This is a genomic window from Corynebacterium pygosceleis, assembly GCF_016595275.2.
GTDB lineage: Bacteria > Actinomycetota > Actinomycetes > Mycobacteriales > Mycobacteriaceae > Corynebacterium > Corynebacterium pygosceleis.
Genome location: NZ_JAENIQ020000002.1, coordinates 287640 through 306946, shown reverse-complemented (window position 1 = coordinate 306946; position 19307 = coordinate 287640). Strand labels below are relative to the sequence as shown.

At 66.0% G+C, this 19307-nt stretch carries 17 protein-coding genes and 2 pseudogenes; 9 read left to right on the top strand and 10 right to left on the bottom strand.

All coding sequences use genetic code 11. The features are described 5' to 3' along the window. Positions 1–2 precede the first annotated feature (2 nt). Positions 3–2543, bottom strand: a complete 2541-nt coding sequence (locus JIM94_RS04700; protein ID WP_200255246.1) for a DEAD/DEAH box helicase — start codon at positions 2541–2543, stop codon at positions 3–5. Positions 2544–2594: 51 nt separating this feature from the next. Further along, entirely contained in the window at positions 2595–3623 is a 1029-nt protein-coding gene (locus tag JIM94_RS04695; RefSeq protein WP_200255243.1) for a PAC2 family protein, read from the bottom strand. 507 nt (positions 3624–4130) lie between these two features. Between JIM94_RS04695 and JIM94_RS04690 the strand changes: the two genes are divergently transcribed. Beyond that, a complete protein-coding gene (locus JIM94_RS04690; RefSeq protein ID WP_200255241.1) occupies positions 4131–5162 on the top strand; it encodes a DUF4192 domain-containing protein in 1032 nt (343 codons plus the stop codon). 50 nt (positions 5163–5212) lie between these two features. Here JIM94_RS04690 and JIM94_RS04685 read toward each other — a convergent pair whose 3' ends face one another. The 5 genes from JIM94_RS04685 to JIM94_RS04665 all read right to left on the bottom strand — a co-directional run bounded on the left by JIM94_RS04685 (position 5213) and on the right by JIM94_RS04665 (position 9976). After that, entirely contained in the window at positions 5213–5896 is a 684-nt protein-coding gene (locus tag JIM94_RS04685; RefSeq protein WP_200255239.1) for an iron dependent repressor, metal binding and dimerization domain protein, read from the bottom strand. Positions 5897–6310: 414 nt separating this feature from the next. Next, positions 6311–7300, bottom strand: a complete 990-nt coding sequence (locus JIM94_RS04680) for a sigma-70 family RNA polymerase sigma factor (RefSeq protein WP_234040189.1) — start codon at positions 7298–7300, stop codon at positions 6311–6313. Positions 7301–7414: 114 nt separating this feature from the next. Continuing rightward, on the bottom strand, positions 7415–7855 hold the full coding sequence (gene dtd, locus JIM94_RS04675; RefSeq protein WP_200255237.1) for a D-aminoacyl-tRNA deacylase: 441 nt from the start codon (positions 7853–7855) through the stop codon (positions 7415–7417). Between the two features lie 25 nt (positions 7856–7880). Further along, positions 7881–9485, bottom strand: coding sequence for a DUF7782 domain-containing protein (locus JIM94_RS04670; protein WP_200255235.1), 1605 nt, complete (start codon positions 9483–9485; stop codon positions 7881–7883). Positions 9486–9538: 53 nt separating this feature from the next. Beyond that, complete coding sequence (locus JIM94_RS04665; protein WP_200255233.1) at positions 9539–9976, bottom strand: DUF3099 domain-containing protein; 438 nt, start codon at positions 9974–9976, stop codon at positions 9539–9541. A gap of 156 nt (positions 9977–10132) precedes the next feature. Between JIM94_RS04665 and JIM94_RS04660 the strand changes: the two genes are divergently transcribed. The 4 genes and pseudogenes from JIM94_RS04660 (at position 10133) to JIM94_RS11390 (ending at position 13523) form a co-directional block, all read left to right on the top strand. Then, on the top strand, positions 10133–10372 hold the full coding sequence (locus JIM94_RS04660) for a DUF3039 domain-containing protein (protein ID WP_200255583.1): 240 nt from the start codon (positions 10133–10135) through the stop codon (positions 10370–10372). Between the two features lie 47 nt (positions 10373–10419). Next, positions 10420–11827, top strand: a pseudogene (locus JIM94_RS04655) (DEAD/DEAH box helicase); the annotation flags it as partial. Between the two features lie 68 nt (positions 11828–11895). Further along, a pseudogene (locus JIM94_RS11465) lies at positions 11896–12078 on the top strand (ATP-dependent helicase); the annotation flags it as partial. A 101-nt stretch (positions 12079–12179) separates the two neighbouring features. After that, complete coding sequence (locus tag JIM94_RS11390) at positions 12180–13523, top strand: DUF418 domain-containing protein (protein ID WP_200255229.1); 1344 nt, start codon at positions 12180–12182, stop codon at positions 13521–13523. A gap of 117 nt (positions 13524–13640) precedes the next feature. On the opposite strand, the gene JIM94_RS04645 is transcribed toward JIM94_RS11390, so the two are convergent. Both JIM94_RS04645 and ppgK read right to left on the bottom strand, forming a co-directional pair. After that, the gene (locus tag JIM94_RS04645) at positions 13641–15293 is read right to left on the bottom strand and encodes an RNA polymerase sigma factor (protein ID WP_200255227.1); all 1653 of its coding nucleotides are present in this window, start codon (positions 15291–15293) and stop codon (positions 13641–13643) included. Between the two features lie 494 nt (positions 15294–15787). Further along, positions 15788–16543 carry a polyphosphate--glucose phosphotransferase gene (gene ppgK, locus JIM94_RS04640; RefSeq protein ID WP_200255225.1) on the bottom strand — a complete coding sequence of 252 codons (756 nt, stop codon included), beginning with the start codon at positions 16541–16543 and terminating at the stop codon, positions 15788–15790. Positions 16544–16624: 81 nt separating this feature from the next. Between ppgK and JIM94_RS04635 the strand changes: the two genes are divergently transcribed. From JIM94_RS04635 to JIM94_RS04625, 3 genes are all read left to right on the top strand, one after another. After that, positions 16625–17500 carry an inositol monophosphatase family protein gene (locus JIM94_RS04635; protein ID WP_200255223.1) on the top strand — a complete coding sequence of 292 codons (876 nt, stop codon included), beginning with the start codon at positions 16625–16627 and terminating at the stop codon, positions 17498–17500. Further along, on the top strand, positions 17497–17667 hold the full coding sequence (locus JIM94_RS04630) for a hypothetical protein (protein WP_200255221.1): 171 nt from the start codon (positions 17497–17499) through the stop codon (positions 17665–17667). Before JIM94_RS04635 ends, JIM94_RS04630 begins: the two co-directional genes overlap by 4 nt. A 115-nt stretch (positions 17668–17782) precedes the next feature. Beyond that, positions 17783–18076 (top strand): DUF4193 domain-containing protein, encoded by a 294-nt coding sequence (locus JIM94_RS04625; RefSeq protein ID WP_200255219.1) that lies wholly within the window; start codon positions 17783–17785, stop codon positions 18074–18076. A 134-nt stretch (positions 18077–18210) separates the two neighbouring features. Here the strand turns inward: JIM94_RS04625 and JIM94_RS04620 are convergent, their stop codons facing one another. Further along, complete coding sequence (locus JIM94_RS04620; RefSeq protein WP_200255217.1) at positions 18211–18702, bottom strand: DUF3093 domain-containing protein; 492 nt, start codon at positions 18700–18702, stop codon at positions 18211–18213. 97 nt (positions 18703–18799) lie between these two features. Between JIM94_RS04620 and dut the strand changes: the two genes are divergently transcribed. Beyond that, a complete protein-coding gene (dut, locus tag JIM94_RS04615; RefSeq protein WP_200255581.1) occupies positions 18800–19285 on the top strand; it encodes a dUTP diphosphatase in 486 nt (161 codons plus the stop codon). The last annotated feature ends 22 nt before the right edge of the window (positions 19286–19307 follow it).

Below are 19307 nucleotides of genomic sequence, written 5' to 3'. Positions count from 1 at the left end.
GGCTAGTGGTGTTCGAGGACGAGATCCGAGAAACGGACCTCCCCTGCCGCATCCGAGGCATCCAGGTCGACGGTCGCCACGAAGGCGAAGGAATTGTCTCCCTCGGGATCCTTGAGGATCTGCCGGACACTCCATGACCTGCCTTCGGGTTTCAGACGGAAGAACTCCGGACCACGGGCTGCGGGGCCGGTGTCCATGTCCGCGTACTCCGCGAAGTAGTCGTCCATGCCTGCGGCGAAATCCGGGGGAGAGTCCAGGTACTCCGTGAACTCGGCGAGCTGATCCTCCTTCTCGAAGGCGAACAGTTCCACCAGCCGGAACATGGCGTTGCGCACCATGATCGTGAAAGCGCGACGGTTCGCGGTCAACGCGGTCGGATCCTCGACCCCGTAAGCCAGTTCCCGTTCCAGTGTCTCCCTGGACACCGGTGCATCCGGATCCGCCATCTGCGCCCATTCGTCGACGAGGGAGGAATCGACCTGCCGGATCATCTCACCGAGCCAGACGATGATGTCCTCGAGTTCCTCCGTGGTGTGCTCGGGCGGAACGGACTGTCTGAGGGTGCGCCACGCATCGGTGAGATAACGCAGAACAACCCCCTCGCTCCGGGCGAGACCGTAGGTGGCGATCACATCGGAGAAGGTCATCCCGTGCTCGATCATGTCACGGACGACCGATTTCGGGCGCAGTTCGAACTCCCTGACCCACGGGTGTCCCTCGGCGTAGGATTCGTAGGCCGTCTCCAGAAGCTCCTCGAGTGGTTTCGGCCAGGTGATGTCCTCGACGATGGCCATTCTCTCGGTGTAATCGACGCCCTCGGCTTTGAGGGCGGCTATCTCCTCACCCCGCTCTGCCCGCTGCTGCGCGATGAGGAGCTGACGGGGGTCGTCGAGGATCGATTCGAAGACACTGATGACGTCGAGGACGTGGGTGTCGGATTCCGGGTCGAGGAGATCGAGCGCAGCCAGCGCGAAGGGTGCCAGCGGTTGGTTGAGCGCGAAGTCCCGCTGGAGATCCTCGGTCAGGTGCCAGTGGCGCCCGGTGTGATCCGGTCCGTCGGGGACCCGCTCGACGATTCCCGCGGAGACCAGACCACGGAACAGCTCGATCGCGGTCAGGATGTCCTTGTTCTGTTTCCGGCGGGTGTCGTGGTTGTCCCGCAGTAGGTGACGCATGTGCGCGAATCCGTCGCCCGGGCGTGCGATGACGTTGAGCAGCATCGAGGTGGAGATCCGGAACTGGCTGCTCAGAGCCTCCGGTTCAGCGGTGGTCAGGCGCGCGTAGGTTTTCTCGGTCCAGCTGACCTCGCCCGGACGGGCCGCCTTCTTCCGCAGCTTCTTCAACTTCTTCGGGTCACTCCCGGCGCGTTGGCGCAGCCGGAAGTTCTCTATCTCGTGCTCCGGGGCCTCGATGACGACGTGTCCCACCGTGTCGTACCCCGCACGGCCGGCCCGTCCGGCGATCTGGTGGAACTCACGCGACTTGATCATACGCTGGCTCGTACCGTCGAACTTGGACAGACCGGTCATCAGCACCGTACGGATGGGCACATTGATACCGACGCCGAGGGTGTCGGTTCCGCAGATCACCTTGAGCAGACCGGTCTGCGAGAGCTTCTCCACGAGTCGGCGGTACTTCGGCAGCATACCGGCGTGGTGGACCCCGATGCCCTTGCGCAGCAGCGAGGACAGGGTCCGCCCGAAGGTCGTGCTGAAGCGGAAGTCGCCGATCTCCGCGACGATCCTCTCCTTCGTCTCCTTGTCGATGATCGACATCGAGGTCAGCGCCTGTGCGCGTTCAATCGCCTCGCGCTGCGCGAAATGCACCACGTACACGGGCGCCTTGTTCTGTTCCACCAGCGCCTCGATGGTTTCGTGCACCGGTGTGTGGACGTAGGAGAACTCCAGTGGGACGGGGCGCTCACTACCCGCCACCAGCTCGGTGGCCCGTCCCGTTCGCCGGGTCAGGTCCTCCTCCAACCAGGCGGTGTCACCCAGGGTCGCCGACATCAGGAGAAACTGAGCTCCGGTCAACTCGAGGAGGGGGATCTGCCAGGCCCACCCACGATCAGGCTCCGAGTAGTAGTGGAACTCATCCATCACGACCTGGTCGATGTCCGCGTCAGCGCCGTCACGCAGGGCGATGTTGGCGACGATCTCGGCGGTCGCGCAGATGATCGGGGCACCGCCGTTGACGGTGGCGTCGCCGGTCATCATGCCCACCGACTCCGGGCCGAAGATATCGCACAGGGCGAAAAACTTCTCGCTCACCAACGCCTTGATCGGTGCGGTGTAGAACGTCCGTTGACCGCGCGCCAAGGCGATGAAATGGGCGGCCGTCGCCACCATCGACTTGCCGGACCCGGTGGGGGTGGCCAAGATGACGTTGTTCCGCGCCAGTACGGCGAACGCCGCCTCCTCCTGCGCCGGATACAGGCTGATCCCCTTCTCCCTCGTCCAGCCGATGAATGAATCCCAGATGCAGTCATCGATCAGGGAATCGGGAACGTCGGACAGGTCGGGGAGAATCTGGGTCAGGGTCACACACCCCAGGGTAACGGTCCCCCGGGGACACGCGCCATTGGCGGGGACCGTCTAGGACCCCTCTCCGTCGTCATCGGTGCCTTCACCGTGTTCCACCGTTGATCCACCGGTGGCTTCCGGAGATCCCGGGGCCGGATCAGACGACGTCGGCCCCTCCCGGTCGTCGGTGTCCACCGTCGCGAGGAAACGCTCGAACTCCTCCGCCAGCGCCTCACCGTCGGCCGCCCCGGTTTCCCCGGGGAGGAGAGCCTCGGGATTGTCCTCGCGGTAGGACTCGAGTTCCTCGTCGTAGCTCTGTTCCAGGGACTGGACCATTCCCGCGATCTCACCGGAATCATCGACCTGGTCACGGAGGAGCGTCATCATTCTGGCGGAATCCTGTTCGAGACTCCCCAGTGGAAGCGACAGTGACCCGGCCGTCTCGACCGAGCGGAGCAGCTTCAGCGTGGCCTCGGGGTAGTTCGATGCCGCGATGTAGTGGGGGACATGTGCCGTGAAACCGGCGACCTGGCTCCCCCTGGATCCCAGAACGTACTCGAGCTGGAGTGAAGCGGATCCCGGAAGTGTCATGCTGCTGTGCACCCGGAAATGACGGCGCGTGATCTCCTCGGAGGACCCGTGCGCGGTGACGAGCAGTGGCCGGGTGTGCGGGACCGCCATCGGTGCGGAATAGAGGCAGAGGGTCCTGGCGACGTTGAACCTCTCGGAGAGGTCGATCACGGCGTCGGTGAAGGCGTTCCACCGCATGTCGGGTTCGGGACCGGCGAGCAGAAGGAACGGATGCCCCACGGTATCCCGCATGGCGTAGAGACCCAGGGTGAGCTCATCCATGCCCACGACCTCATGATCCGAGATCCGGACCGCCGGACGACGTGAACGGTAGTCGATGAGCTCATCATTGTTGAACACCGCGACGGGACTGTTCTCCAGGGACCCCAGGAGATGAGCGGCGGAAGAATCCACGGCCTGCCCGGCATCCGCGTACCCCTGGAGAGCCACCACCAGAGTGGTTCCGTCCTTCGGCTTCATCTCGGGCGCGGGGTACTCCAGCTCATACATGCGACGACTGCTGTCCTGCATGCGCCATCCTCCTTCGTACGTGGTTGCGCTCGTTCTCCGGGCCGTCGGCCGACCGCCGGAACACCGTCCGCCGTCCCGGTGGGACACCTCGTGTACCCCAACCGCATCCGGGGCACGGATATTCCGTGCGTGGACGCCGGACGGATCGTTCCGGTGTCACCGGGTGTATCGGAGTTCCCCGGAGGGACGGCACACGCGCCCGGTCTTCCCGTTCACTCCGGGTTCTTCAGGGCATTTCAGCGTCCCACAGGGTCCCGCAGGGTCCCTCAGAATCCCACAGAATCCTTCAGCGTCCTTCAGCGCCGTTCAGGTCCTCCAGGATTTTTCAGGGGAAACTTCGGTGCGACACCGGGTGACGGAGACTGACCCACAAGAATACACCGTCGCACGGTTCCCCTGCCAGACACGTGGTCGGGACCTGTGCACCGGGTACAGGTACGGTTCCGGAACACGATGAACGGGCGATCCCACGGTCCCACGGGTGGCGTCGTGTACCACGGTGGGTGCATGACAGAAACACTATCGGTACCGGGCGATCTGATCGCGAGCATTCCCGTCTTTCTCGGTTTCTATCCGGGTGAATCCCTGGTCATGGTCGCCCTGGATCCGGGGGAACCGGGAAATACGCGGTCACGGATAGGTCCGGTGACCCGGGCGGACGTATCGGACATGGAGGCAGTTTCCGCGACCCTCGGAGCACTCGGTGACATCGGGGTGACCGTCGCCTTCGGGTTCCTCATAGGGGAGGACGCGGACTGCGGGATGACCGGCATCGCCACGATGCTGTGCGCGGAGGCGGAGAAGTGGAACATCCTGGTCCCGGCGGTCTGGTGGGTTCCGCACATCATGTCGGGCATCCCGTACAGGATGCTCACGGTGAACCCCCGTAGTCGGGACGCCGTCGGGCACCGCCGTACGGGAGTGGTCCCCGATGTCGCCACGGGAGCGGCGATGCGGGCACTGGTGTCGGCGGAAGGTGTGCTGCCGGAGCTCAACAGGCGGGAGAGTCTGGAGTATTTCGCCCGGCGTCCTGGCCGTCTCCCCGACACGACCATCGCCCGGATCGTCGTTGACGCGGAGAGCTGGGCGGCGGGAGTCCTGGGGGAGGGGCCCACCGGAGAGGACGCTGCGGGGCGGAGAACGGTAGAACACCGCACCGTGGCGTTGCTCGACGGAATACGGTGTTCCGGTGGCACCGGCGGTGAACTCCCGGAGTCCGAACGGATGCTCGCGGTCGCGGCGAAAATCACTGTCCGCGCACAGGTGCGGGATGTGGTCCTGGGACACGTGCTCTCACCGGACGTCGCGCGGCCCCTGGCTGGCCTGATGTTGGCGGCCGCCCGGACCTTCAGCGGTGAGATCAGGTGCAATGCCCTGTGCGTCCACGCGGTCACGTCGATCGTGTGTGGCCGTACGACGCGGATCTGGCCCGCCCTCAGGAGCTCCCACGACGAGGATCCGGGTCACCGTCTGACGGGACTCCTGCTCTCCGCCTACCGTCGTGGGCGGTTCGATCTGATTCTCGAGAGTTGCCGCTGAAAATGGGAAAGTGGGGCCGACCGTCACCGGTCGACCCCACGGAGTGTGCGTCAGTCCAGGCGCTTGACCCGGACAGCGTGACCGAGGTCCTGGTCGACGGTGACACTCCTGCCGTCGAGGGTGAGGGCCACGACGCCCTCGGCGTTGACCGCCTCCACCTCCGAACCGATGGTGATACCGGCCTCGATGAGGGCCTTCAGCTGGGCGACATCAACCTGCAGGATCTCGTTGTACTGCACGACGCGACATTTCAGGGTTTCACCCTGCGGCAGGTCGATGGCACGTTCCCCGAAGGAAACCCTCTCGGTATCCTCGACACCGAGTTCGTCCAGCCCCGGGATGGGGTTGCCGAAGGGGCTCGAGCAGAAGTCCTCCAGAACCTCCACGAGTCGACGTTCGACCTCGACACTCATCACATGCTCCCAGCGGCACGCCTCCGCGTGAACCTTGAGGATGTCCAGCCCGATCTTGTCGGTCAACAGGCGCTCTGCGAGGCGATGCTTGCGCATCACGGCAATGGCCGTCGAACGGCCCGCGTCAGTCATCTTGAGGCTCCGGTCGGACGCGACATGGACGAGACCGTCACGCTCCATCCGGGCCACGGTCTGGCTCACCGTGGGGCCGGACTGCTCCAGGCGCTCGGCGATGCGTGCACGCAACGGCACGACGCCCTCCTCCTCCAACTCGTAGATGGTGCGGAGGTACATTTCGGTGGTGTCGACCAGATCCTTCACGGATGTAACGCCTTTCCTCAGGTAATTATGCGCTCGGTAAATCCATAGTGTCCGCTGCCGCGTCATCGAGCACCGGTAATCCGACGGGGCCGGGCCGTCACCTGGAACATGGTGCCCGGACGTCCACTACCGTCGCACAAGGACCAACGTGGCGGAGGCGAGCGTTGTTCCCGTGGGGGGTCGGGAGTACCCCCGCCCAACCTGATCCACGGCGGTGTCCGGTGGCGCCCGAAAGGTCCACTGGAGTCGAACAGGCACACGCGGACGCGAAACCGGTGGTCATCCAGGTTTGACGGTGGAAACACGACAGTCCCCGTCACCGGCCAAGCGTACCGGTTTCCGTCCGACGGCGGGCGGAAACCGGCGGGCGGAGACGGCGCGACGTCCGACGGTTGCGTCGTCCGGGAGGAACACTCAGTTGGCGTACGCGCGGAGCTTGTCCGCCCGTTCACCGTCACGCAGTTTGCTCATCACTTCGCGTTCGATCTGTCTGACGCGTTCACGGGACAGGCCGAAACGCCGTCCGATCTGGTCGAGGGTCCGGGGTACACCGTCATCGAGGCCGTACCGGAGACGGATGACCTCCTGCTCCCTGACCTCCAACGAAGCGAGTACGGCACGCACATCCGAATGCCGGAGGGAAGCGACCACCGCAGCCTCCGCGTCGGTAGCGTCCGAATCCTCGATGAAATCCCCCAGCGGAGCTTCCTCATCGGCACCGACGGGCATATCCAGGCTCACCGGATCACGGGACTGCCGGAGGAGCATCTCGATCTTCGACTCGTCGATGCCACTCTCCTCGGCGAGTTCCTCGTTGGTGGCCTCACGGCCCAGGCTCTGGTACAGCTCACGCTTGATCCTGGAGAGCTTGTTGACCTGCTCCACCAGATGGACCGGAAGGCGGATGGTCCGTGACTGGTCGGCCATGCCCCGGGTGATGGCCTGACGGATCCACCAGGTCGCGTACGTCGAGAACTTGAAGCCCTTCGTGTAGTCGAACTTCTCCATGGCGCGGATCAGCCCGAGATTACCCTCCTGGATCAGGTCCAGGAGCGGCATCCCGCGTCCCGTGTACCGCTTCGCCAGACTGACCACGAGACGCAGGTTAGCCTCCAGCAGATGCGACCGCGCCTGCTTGCCCTGCTTCGACAGGACCTTGAGATCACGCTTCATCGCGCGGGTCAATTTCGTGTCGGGATCCGATAACAGATGATCGGCGTAGAGACCGATCTCGATGGTCTGGGCCAGGTGAACCTCGTCCTCGGCGGTGAGCAGGGCGGTTTTCCCGATTCCGTTGAGGTAGACGCGGACCAGATCAGCTGACGGATTGTCATTGGTCTGTCCCCGGCGTGATCCGCGGTCCGGCTCCTCGACATCAATGCCCTGCTGGGACGTGGTCGTCATACTGGCCTCCTGCTTTCATCGGATTCTCACTCCGTTCAACGGACAGGGCCGAGGGAAAGTTCCCCGGTCACTCCGGTGCCGCATCGCCGCTGGTGAACCGGGGGATGGCGCCCGTCAGCAGTCAACGAGGACGGTGAACGGTCCCTCATTGACGGAGGAGACCCGCATCATCGCGCCGAACCGTCCTTCGGCGACCCGGACGCCACGGGCGCGCAGTCCCTCCGCGATGGCCGCGATCACCGGTTCCGCCTCATCACCGGGGGCTGCATCCGACCAACTCGGACGACGTCCCTTCGCGGTTCTCCCCTGGAGGGTGAACTGGCTGACCAGCAGGACCGGCGCACCGGCCGACTCCACCGACGTCTCCTCCGGGAGGATCCGCAGTTCCGCGATCTTCCGCACCATCGTCTCCACCCCGGAAAGGTCCTCGCCGTCCCCCCGGGCGACACCGACCAGCGCCAGCACCCCACAGGTATCGGGGCAGTCGATCTCACCGACCACCTCGCCATCCACCGTGACGCTCGCATGGGACACACGGGTCAGAACAGCTTTCAAGGGGTTCTCCTTCTACGACGGTGGATCACGGGACCGGTCGATCACCGGTGACGGTGATGTCCGCAGGCAACACGATACCGTGGCGTATCAGGTCGACGACGGCCGCGACCGCCTCAGGCAGCACCTCATCCGCGTCCAGTCCCTTCGCCGCACAGTAGAGCTCGACCGTCTCCCGGAGAGTCAGGCCCCGAGGATGGATCCCGGAGAGAACCGCCATCAGGTGTTCATCGATGTCATGGGAGAAACGGGGGCCCTCCGTGCGGGTGATCCGCAGTGCCGCGGGGCGGAAGCCCTGGCGGGTGTCCTCGTCGGTGACACGGACGTCTTCCACCGCGACACCCGGACGGACGACGAAGCGGGAGTCCGCGATCCCGTCCGTGTCCCGTTCCCTCAACCACGCCGAGCGCGTGAAGAACTCCGTCACCTCATCACCCAGGCCACAGGTTTCGTTGACACTGAAATCCTCCGCGGTGACCTCCGAGGGACTGTCATCGTCGATCCGCTGGAGCGCGACGAAACCGAACCCGACCCCCGTCACACCGTTGGCGGTGAAGTGGTCCAGCCACTCGACGGTCCGCTCCCTGCCCTCACTGGAACGGGGATCGACGGATCCGTCCCGCAGCCATGTCCCGACGTAGAGTTCGGGGTCCGCGACATCCCGCTGGAGGATCCAGGCCGCCACACCGGTGTCGGGGATCCACGAGGCCACCCGCTGGGTCCACGAGGTCTCCTCCGTGTGCACCCACGACGCGAGCATGTGCGCGCTGCCCCCCGGATTCAGATGCCGCACGGCGCCCGACACGACAAGTTCGCTCGCGGCGTCGAGGTCGAGGCCGGAGTCCCGGTAGACGAACCCGCCACCGGGACTGATGACGAAGGGGGGATTCGCGATTATTCTGTCGAAACGTCGTCCGGCCACCGGTTCGTACCATGATCCCCGTCGGAGATCGACCGTTGCGACACCGTCACCGGCGCGGGACTCGGTCCTGCTCACCCGGAGTCCCTCCCGTGTCACCGGAACCCCACCCCCGGCGAGTGTCGCCTCCGCGAAATCGAGCGCCCGGGTATGGATGTCCGTCCCCGTCACCGTCTCCGCGCAACCCAGTTGACCGAGCATCTGGATACCGCATCCCGTACCCAGATCGAGGACACAACGCACCGGATCGGTCGGCGTGGCCTGGAGAAGCGACAGTGACGCGGCCCCGACACCGGGAACATGATCCGCTCCCGGAACCAGACCGGACACCGATGGGTCGGGATCGGAGAAAATCCACCGGTCGGTTCCACCGACCACCCGGGGCCGGACGTCCACCGAGATCCGGACACCATCGGAATCACCGTCGTGCTCCAGCACCCCGGCGGCGTCGAGAAGTTCGACGGTACGGGCCCCCAGAAGCTCCCTGAGCTCCCGTGGGCCGGCGGGCTGCCGGAGCAGGAAGAACCGGATCAGCTCCGCCCGTCCGGAATCTCCGGTTCCCCGGGTGGCGCGGAGCGCCGCAGCGGTTTCACCGCGGTGCAGCGCCGCCGTGGCCGCAGCCCCCAGCAGCGCGGACACCCCGCCTTCGGTGAATCCGTGCTCCCCGAAAACCCGTGAGAGATGGGGGACAGCGGCAGAAAGTGCATCAGGCACTGGAAACTCCTCAGAAAACGGTGCGGAACGGACCGGAAGACACGTGCGTCAAGTTAATCATGTTCGATGACGCGGCCGCCCGGGCCGGGAGCGTCGCCCCGGCCATCCCCCAGTTCCGGGGAACCTCCGCCACGGAGCATCTGCCGCGCGTTGAGGTCCCGGATCACCCCCGGCTTGTAGACCTGTTTCACCCGGGGATCACGGGGCTCACCGGCCCCGTTCCCGATGACGACGGCGATCCACGGCAACGGAACCGAGACGGCGAACAACACGGCCGAGATCCAGGTGTTCTCCCACCAGACCCAGGTCACCGCACTGGCCAGGAGAAAGGGGATGCGTGAACCCTGGAGAATCGCGTACTTGCGCCGTCGTGCGTTCAGATTGTCCAGCGGGGTCTGGCGGGCGTCGGTGATGAGCTCGACCCCGGCCCGACGACGGATCAACCGGCGCAGACCCCGTCGGCCCGCTGAGTTCCCGTCGGGGACGTCCACACAGCCGTCGTCCGAAGCATCCCTCCCGCGTCCGGCGCACGCGGACGTGTGACCACCGGAATCATCCCCGGGGTCACCGTCACTCCGCTGCTGCACCATGAACCCACGATAACCCTGTTGTGCCCGGAGACCCGTGATTGGGGCATGATGGGAGCCGTGAACACCACGACGAAAACCATTGAACGTCCCGATGTTCGGGAAGACACGACGACGTCCGACGACACCCCGAAGTTCTTCCACTACGTCAAGAAGAACAAGATCGTCGAGTCGGCCGTCTCCGGCCGCATGGTGGTTGCACTGTGCGGAGAGACCTTCCCCGTGACCAAGCAGGCCAAACCCGGATCGCCGGTGTGCGCCGACTGTGAGCGTGTCTACCGGTCACTGCGCAAGAAGTGAGCGGCGGCAGACTACGCGCCTGGCAGCGCGCGGCGCTCGACAAGTACATGGCCGCCCAGCCGAAGGACTTTCTCGCCGTCGCGACCCCGGGTGCCGGTAAGACCACCTTCGCGCTGAGGCTGGCAACCGAGATCGTCGGCAACCGGACCGTCGACCGGGTCATCGTTGTCGTACCCACCGAACACCTCAAGGTGCAGTGGGCACAGGCGGCCGAACGGGTGGGGCTGTTCCTCGATCCGCACTTCACCAACACCTCCGGTGTGGTCAATCCGGAGTACCACGGAATCGTGGTCACCTACGCCCAGGTCGCGATGCACCCCTACAAGCACCGTGCCGTCGCGACCGCGCAGCGGTCTCTGGTGATCCTCGACGAGATTCACCACGGTGGTGACGCGAAGAGCTGGGGTGACGGTATCCGCGAGGCGTACGACGACGCCGAACGCCGCCTGGCGCTCACCGGTACACCGTTCCGCTCCGACGACGCCGCGATTCCCTTCGTCCGGTACACCGATGACGGCGAGGGCTACCTGAAGTCCCGCGCCGACCACACCTACGGGTACTCCGACGCACTCGCCGACGGTGTCGTCCGTCCCGTCGTCTTCCTCGCCTACTCCGGGGAGGCACGTTGGCGGACCTCGGCGGGGGAGGAGTTCGCGGCGCGACTCGGTGAGCCCCTCAACGCAGAACAGACCGCACGTGCCTGGAAGACCGCCCTGGATCCGAAGGGCGACTGGATCCCCGCCGTCCTGCGGGGTGCACACACCCGCCTGAAGCAGCTGCGTGAGCGGATGCCCGACGCCGGTGGCCTCGTCATCGCCACCGACAAGACCACGGCCCGGGCCTACGCGAGGATTCTCGGTACTATGTCCTCCACACCGGTCACCGTCGTGCTCTCCGACGAGATCGGGGCCTCACAACGCATCGAGGACTTCTCGAACTCGACCGACGAGTGGATGGTTGCGGTCCGCATGGTCTCCGAGGGCGTCGACGTGCCACGGCTCGCCGTCGGTGTCTACGCCACCTCGGCGTCGACTCCACTGTTCTTCGCCCAGGCCATCGGACGCTTCGTGCGTTCCCGGATGCCCGGTGAGACCGCGTCGGTGTTCCTGCCGTCCGTTCCCGTTCTCCTCGACCTCGCCTCCCGGCTGGAGACCCAGCGCGACCATGTCCTCGGGAAACCCGACCGGGTGAAGGAGGGATGGGACGATGAACTCCTCGCGGAAGCCAATAGGGAGAAGAACGAACCGGACGACACGAAATCCTATGAATCGATCGGCGCGGAAGCCGAACTCGACTCACTGATCTACGACGGCTCCACCTACGGAACCGGAACGATCGCGGGCTCCGCCGAAGAGGCCGACTACCTCGGACTTCCGGGTCTCCTCGACGCCGAACAGATGCGTCAGCTGCTCAAACAACGCCAGGCAGAACAGGTCGAGGCGCGTGCCGGGGAACACCGTCAGGGGCAGGAGAAGCAGGACGGACAACCGCCCCGGCGGAGGACCGAGGCAGCGGCCACGGTGTCCAACGAGATTCCGCAGCTCCGGAAGGAACTCAACACCCTGGTGTCCATCACCTCCGGTAGGACCGGGCGTCCACACGGAGCCATCCACAACGAGGTACGGCAGAACTGCGGGGGACCGCCCACCGCACTGTGTACAGCAGAGCAGCTGCGTGACCGGATCGCCTATCTTCGGGACTGGTGACGATCCGTGCACGCCGCCCCGGTGTGAACCGGGACGGCGTGCACACAGGTCACATGCAACCCAGGCCACAGTGTTTCGCCCCCGACACCCCTAGGAGAACCGTGAATCCGACCTCCCTTCCCGAACCCCCCGGGGGCAACGGGCCCTCCCGGCACCACGGGGCCCCGGCCTCGACCGTTCCCCCCCGCGCCCGACTGGTGAGCCCGGACCTCGCCCGGGGCCTCATGCTCCTCGGGATCGCCATCGCGAACATCACGAGCACCTGGCTCGCCCCGCTCGGCGATGAGCCGGATCTGGCGGCCTCGGCGGGCGGAATCGCGGACGGTGGACTGCTCGACCGGATCGCGGTCGTCTTCGGCGCACTGTTCATCCACGTCCGGGGGATCGCGATGTTCTCGACGCTCCTCGGATACGGATTCGGGCTCCTCGCTCTCAGTCTGTGGCGGCGGTCCTACCCCCTCACTGCGGCCCGTGGGGTCCTGGCCCGCCGCTACGGGATACTCGCCGCGTTCGGTGCCGTGCACACGGTCGTGTTCTACTACGGCGACATCATGACCTTCTACGGTGTCACGGGCGTGCTCCTCGCCCTCCTCCTGCCGCTCAGGGACCGGACGCTGCTGATCATCGCCGCGGTGCTCCAGGCGATCGCGCTGCTCTTCATCGTCCCGATGATCATGTTCAGCTCGGAGTTCGACATGCACGGATCGTTGGACTTCGGAAGCTACGGCGAATACGTCGCAACCGGCGGGATCATCCTCATCGGTTCCCTGTTCATGTTCCCCGCGGAGGCCGCCATGGTCGCGCCCGTGATCATCGTCGGATTCGTCGCCGCGAGGAAAGGCGTTCTCACGCATCCGGAGAGGCATCTCCGCGCGCTGTGGAGCGCTGTCGGCGTCGCGGTCGCTGTCATCGTTCTCGTCGGACTTCCGTGGGGACTGTCGATGGCGGGCTGGGCACCCGCCTCCTGGGCACCCCGTCTCGAGGGGGTCAACGCCGTCGTCGGGATGTTCACCGGTCCCGGACTCGTCGCGGCGATCGCCCTGGGCAGTCTGCCGCTCCAGCGGAAGATCGATGCCGCGCGCGCGGCGGGGAATGAGCATCGACCGGGCTTCTGCGTGAGGGCCCTGATCGCCCTCGGTCGGCGGTCCATGACCGGTTACGTCCTCCAGTCGGTGCTGTGCGTGGTGTTCCTCGCCTCTTTCGGTCTCCATCTGGTCACACCGGGGAGCGCCGCCGCCGGTACCGCGACGGGACTCGTCGTCTGGCTGGTGACGGTGGTGATCGCCGTGGCGCTCGAGCGTCTCGGTCTCCCCGGCCCGTTGGAGTGGCTGCACCGGAGGCTCGCCTACGGGAGGACGGGGCTTCCACGCCGATGGGAACCACCGGTGTCCCGCAGCACTCCGGCCGTCGATGACCGGGAACCGGGGACACCGCCCGGGCACTGACCCCTGCCCGGGGAAAATCCGGGTCCGGTCAGGAAACGACGGAACGGCCCGTATCCGCGATACCGGTGATCGCGGATACGGGCCGTTCCGTCGTGGGTGCCCGGGCGGTCCACCCCTCTAGTCGAGGTAGTCCCGGAGCACCTGGGAGCGGGACGGGTGACGGAGCTTCGACATCGTCTTGGACTCGATCTGCCGGATCCGTTCGCGCGTCACCCCGTAAACCTGACCGATCTCATCGAGGGTCCGGGGCATGCCGTCGGTCAGGCCGAAACGCAGCTTGACGACGCCCGCCTCACGCTCGGACAGTGTCTGCAGGACATCCTGGAGCTGGTCCTGGAGCAGGGTGAAGCTCACCGCGTCAACGGCGACGACGGCCTCCGAATCCTCGATGAAGTCGCCCAGCTGGCTGTCGCCCTCGTCGCCGATCGTCTGATCGAGGGAGATGGGTTCACGTGCGTACTGCTGGATCTCGAGGACCTTGTCCTCGGAGATGTCCATCTCCTTGGCGAGCTCCTCCGGGGTCGGTTCGCGGCCCAGATCCTGGAGCAGCTCCCGCTGGATACGTCCGAGTTTGTTGATGACCTCGACCATGTGGACCGGGATACGGATGGTCCGGGCCTGGTCCGCCATCGCCCGGGTGATCGCCTGACGGATCCACCAGGTGGCGTAGGTCGAGAACTTGTAGCCCTTGGTGTAGTCGAACTTCTCCACCGCGCGGATCAGACCGAGGTTGCCCTCCTGGATCAGGTCGAGGAAAGCCATACCGCGGCCGGTGTAGCGCTTGGCCAGGCTGACGACGAGTCGGAGGTTCGCCTCCAGGAGATGGTTCTTCGCCTTCCGGCCGTCGCGGGCGATCGCACGCAGATCACGTTTGACCGCCGGGGTGAGTTTCGCGTCCTTGTCGCCGGCGGCGAACGCCTCCTGCATCTGCTCGATGCGGTAGGTGGCGTACAGACCCGCCTCGATCCGCTTCGCCAGAGACACCTCCTGTTCCGCGTTCAGCAGTGCGACCTTGCCTATCTGCTTGAGATAGGCACGGACGGAGTCGGCGGACGCGGTGAGCTCAGCATCCTTGCGGGCCTGCCGGAGAGCGGCGGACTCGTCCTCGTCCCAGACGGACGACCCGTCGTCATCGTCATCGTCACCGTCCGATTCACCCACGTCATCGGCGTCGGTGTCCTCGTTGTCCTCGTCAGCCGGCAGATCACCCGCGACGAAGTCATCGTCCTCGCCCGGCTCATCGGTGATGAACACGTCCTCCGCGTCATCGTCCCGGAGAGCATCCGGTTCCTCGTCGACCTTCTTCGCGGTGGACGTCCCCGGTGCCGCCTTCGTGGAGGGGGCTTTCCGGGTGGTCTTCTTCGCGGTCTTCTTCTTCGCCGTCTTCCTGGCGGTCTTCTTCGCCGTGGTCCCGGCGGGGGTGGTGGTCTCTCCCTCATCCGGGGAGCGGACCTCCTCCGCGGCCTCCGCGGACCCGGCGGCGGGCTTCCTGGGGGAGGCCTTCCGGGCGGTCTTCTTCGCCGTCTTCTTCGCGGTCTTCTTCACCGGAGCGGTGGACGCGGTCTCCCGTGTCTCTCCGGTGGTGTCGGTGTCGGGGGTGGTCGATGCCGTTGCGGCACGCGCGGTGCGGGGAGCGGCCTTCCGGGCCGTCGCCTTGCGTGCGGTTTTCCGGGCGGTCTTCTTCGCCGTCTTGCGTGCTGCGGGTGTGTCCGAGGAGGAGTTCTCGGTGTCCTCCGGTCGGGCCAGGTCTGAAGAATCAGTGGCTGCCACGTGCGCCCTTTCGCCTTGAGATCGTGTTCTGTGTCCGGTGCCGGATCGTCGCCCCGACGTCGGCTCCAATGAGGAGTCGGCAGCGGAACGTGTCGTGGTCGCGGAACACCAGGTTCCACGAACGCCCGCGCCGGTCACATGGGTGAATCATGTACGTGCACACTGCGGCCGCACCCGATGGAGGGGTTGCGGCACCACCACCACTGACACGTCATCGGCACGTCACCGACCACCGGTACCTGAAACCGGCTCACGGGTCGGCCCTGTTCTGGCAGCGATGACCCGAGAATGGTCTGACAGTGACCTGACGATGACCTGACGATGGCCCGGCAGCGGCCGCACCGGCCACACTGCGACGTAGTTAATCCACGGTCAACTCGCCAGTATAGAGCAACCCCGGCACAGACGTCGCAGGCGGTGCACCCGACAACCCGCGAAACGCCGGCCGTGCCGGATTCCCCGGTCGACGCCCCGGGCGGATGCGGATTCCCGTCCTACGGGGTGAGACCACGGTCCACGGCCATCGCGGCTCCCACGATTCCGGCCCGGTTACGCAGTTCGGCAGGCACCACGCGGGTCGAACAGTCGAGCTTGGGCACCCACTTGTGTGCCTTCCGGGAGATCCCGCCTCCGACGATGAACAGGGACGGCCAGAAGAGCCGCTCATACTCCCGGAGAACGGGGGAGACCCGTTCACGGGCCCACTCCCCGTAGCGGAGATCCTCACGTTCCTTCACCGCGGAGGAAGCCAGATGCTCGGCCTCCCTCCCGTCGATCAACAGGTGACCGAGCTCGGTGTTCGGGAACAGCTCCCCGTCCATCAGGAACGCGCTACCGATACCGGTCCCGAACGTCAGCAGAATCACCGACCCCGTGCGCGCCTCCGGGTTCCCGAAGGACGCCTCTGCGAGACCCGCGGCGTCGGCGTCATTGAGGACACTGATACGGCGCCTCCCGAGGGTCTCGTGGAAGAGAGCGTTGACATCGGTGTCGACCCACCCGGGATCGATGTTGGCGGCGGTCAGTGCCCGCTGATTCCGGATGACCGAGGGAAGGGTGATCCCGACGGGGCCGTCCCAGTCCGCGAGACGAACGATCTCCTCCACCGTCGCGGCGACAGCCCCGGGGGTGGCGGGGCGGGGAGTGGGGATCTTGATCCGGTCGTCGATGAACTCGCCGGTATCCAGGTCCACCCGTGCACCCTTGATGCCCGACCCTCCGACGTCTATTCCAAAACCGATGTTCGTCATGTCCCCATTGTACAAAGCCCAAGTGGCGCCTCCCCGGATCCGGACCGTGACGTTCCGGGGTGACGACGGCACAATGGGATCATGACCGACATCAACGCCGCCCCGGAGGCCGGGGAGAAACGACGGACCACCGATCCCAGGGCCCTCCGTGACACAGCGATCGGCTGGGCCCGCCGGGCGCACCGGCTGATCCTCGACGAGCTCTCCCGGATCGACGACCTCAGTGCCTCCGTCACACTCAAATCCTCGGAGGTCGATCCCGTCACCGTCGTGGACCGGGCCGTCGAGGAACTGCTGACGATCCTGATCGAGGAGGAGCGACCGGGCGACGGACTCATCGGCGAGGAAGGTGCGCACCGGGAATCCTCGACCTCCGTCCACTGGGTTGTCGACCCCATCGACGGTACGGTGAACTTCCTCTACGGCGTACCCGTTTACGCCGTATCGATCGCGGCGGCCGTCGACGGTGCACCGGTGGCCGGGGTCGTCCTCAACGCGGCGACCGGCGAACTCTATTCCGCGGCGACCGGTCACGGGGCCTTCGTCACCGACGGTGACGGCCGGTCGCACAGACTGCGGTGCAATGAGGTCGGGGAGACCGGCCTGGCCCTGGTGGCCACCGGCTTCTCCTACGACTCCGGGCTCAGGGGACGGCAGGCGGAGATCCTCACCCGGATGTTGCCCCGGGTACGGGACATCAGGCGGATGGGTAGTGCGGCACTCGATCTCTGCCAGCTCGCGGCCGGCCGGGTCGACGCCTACTACGAGCACGCGTTGAACGGCTGGGACTTCGCGGCGGGTGCGGTCATAGCGAGGGAGGCGGGGGCGAGAGTGGTCACCCCGGATCTCGCCTCCCGGTCCGCCGACAGGGATCTGATCTGGGCCGCGGCCGGTCCGCTGGCCGATGATTTCGGCGCGCTCCTCGAACAGTGCGGGGTCACGGACGTCGTCCGGTGAGACCGTGGGTCCCGCTGGCCGTGACGCACGTCGCCGTGGCGACAGGGGCGATGCGGTTCGCCCGCATCCGCATCATCGTGGTCGTGGTGTTGTGCCGCGCACGGCGGTGGGAGCCCGGCCAGCTGCGGAAACGACGTGGAGGACAGCTGAATGCGGCCCGGATATGACAAGGCGCGTTTTAGGGCCTAATATGCGCGTCGACATGCAATATGACGGCGGGTCAGGTCCCGCTGCCTGATCTGCCCCGAACCGCCCACATTGTGAGACAAAGGAGCCGACACCATGGCTACCGATTACGACGCCCCGAGGCTGCGCCCCGACGATGATCTCGAGACCGACTCACTCGAGGGGCTGAAGGCCTCCGAGAGCGCACAGACCGTACTCGATGACGACGGTGAGATCGTCGAGCCCTTCGAACTCCCGGCCATGGATCTCTCGGGGGAGGAACTCAACATCCAGGTCGTCCCCCGACGTGCGGACGAGTTCACCTGCGGAAGCTGTTTCCTCGTTCAGCGACAGAACCGACTGTCGCATGTCGAGGACAACGGCGAGGAGATCTGTCTCGACTGCGCCTGATCTCTGATCGTCACAGCCGTCGTCTCCGGCTGATGCAGGAACGGGGCCCGGGAGTGTCAGTCTCCCCGGGCCCCGTTCCCGTTCCCGGCCGTCCGGGGATTCCGCAGTGCGACCGCATGTCGTGGCGTCAGTGGTCAGTGGTGATGTTCCGGGATGAAGGCCGCGATGAGTGAGTCGGGGTCCCTGGAACCGATCAACCAGTAGGGGGTCGGGTCCTCCGGATCGTCGAGAACGAACATCGCCATCTCCGGTACCCAACCGTGCGAGACGACGAAGGCCGCGGGATCGAGCTGCCGCCCCATCGCATTCCGCTTCGCCGACGCCGGGACCGCCAGTGTCCGGGACACGGCATCATCGGGGAGCACCGCATCGCCGGCGTGAAGCCAGCGCACGCCCTCCGAGTCCTCCTCGACCGAGATGACGGTCCCCGACAGGGACAGCAGCACCCACACTGCGGTGCAGGTCAGGATGACGCCGGGAGCGTACAACCAGATCTCGGACCGGTTGTGTGCCAGCTGTCCGGTGAGCAGCGCCACGATCAGCGCGCCGAAGATCCACCACGACCACGGCACCCACTGCCGCTCGCGGTAGACGACCCTGGTGGTGTTCGATACGGATTCACTCACGGGAGTCCATCCTACTGCACCCCTCGGCCGGACGACCCGGGTGTGGGTCAGCACGAAGGAGACCCTCACGGTGCGTAGTGTTGTCGTCGTGACTGAAATGACCCAGCCTCCGTCCCCGTCCCCTTCCACACCTCCGGTGATCCGTTTCCGCAAACTCGACCCCGGCGCGGTCAGCCCCCGTCGGGCCCATCGCGGTGACGCGGGTGTCGACCTCTCCGCGCTGCACCACGCGGTGATCGAACCGGGCGAAAGGATCCTCGTCGGCACCGGCCTGGCCGTCGCCCTGCCCCTCGGATACGTCGGGCTCATCCACCCACGGAGTGGCCTGGCGCTGCGGTCGGGTCTCTCCATCGTGAACACCCCCGGAACCATCGACGCCGACTACAGGGGGGAGATCAAGGTCTGTCTGATCAACCTCGACCCCAGGGATCCGATCACCGTCGAACCCGGCGACCGTATCGCCCAGTTGCTGGTTCAGAGGGTGGAACTGTGCGACTTCGAGGAAACCGACGTGCTGGATGAGACCGTCCGCGGGGAATCCGGGTACGGTTCCACCGGCGTCGGGACACCCGGTACCGCCTGACCACCCCGTTCACCCGTCCGGC

Coding starts and splice junctions, on each gene's coding strand:
- dut (WP_200255581.1), top strand. CDS start 18,800: ATGACCCAGCCTCCGTCCCCGTCCCCTTCCACACCTCCGGTGATCCGT.
- JIM94_RS04680 (WP_234040189.1), bottom strand. CDS start 7,300: ATGACGACCACGTCCCAGCAGGGCATTGATGTCGAGGAGCCGGACCGC.
- JIM94_RS04695 (WP_200255243.1), bottom strand. CDS start 3,623: ATGCAGGACAGCAGTCGTCGCATGTATGAGCTGGAGTACCCCGCGCCC.
- JIM94_RS04635 (WP_200255223.1), top strand. CDS start 16,625: ATGACCGACATCAACGCCGCCCCGGAGGCCGGGGAGAAACGACGGACC.
- JIM94_RS04690 (WP_200255241.1), top strand. CDS start 4,131: ATGACAGAAACACTATCGGTACCGGGCGATCTGATCGCGAGCATTCCC.
- ppgK (WP_200255225.1), bottom strand. CDS start 16,543: ATGACGAACATCGGTTTTGGAATAGACGTCGGAGGGTCGGGCATCAAG.
- JIM94_RS04625 (WP_200255219.1), top strand. CDS start 17,783: ATGGCTACCGATTACGACGCCCCGAGGCTGCGCCCCGACGATGATCTC.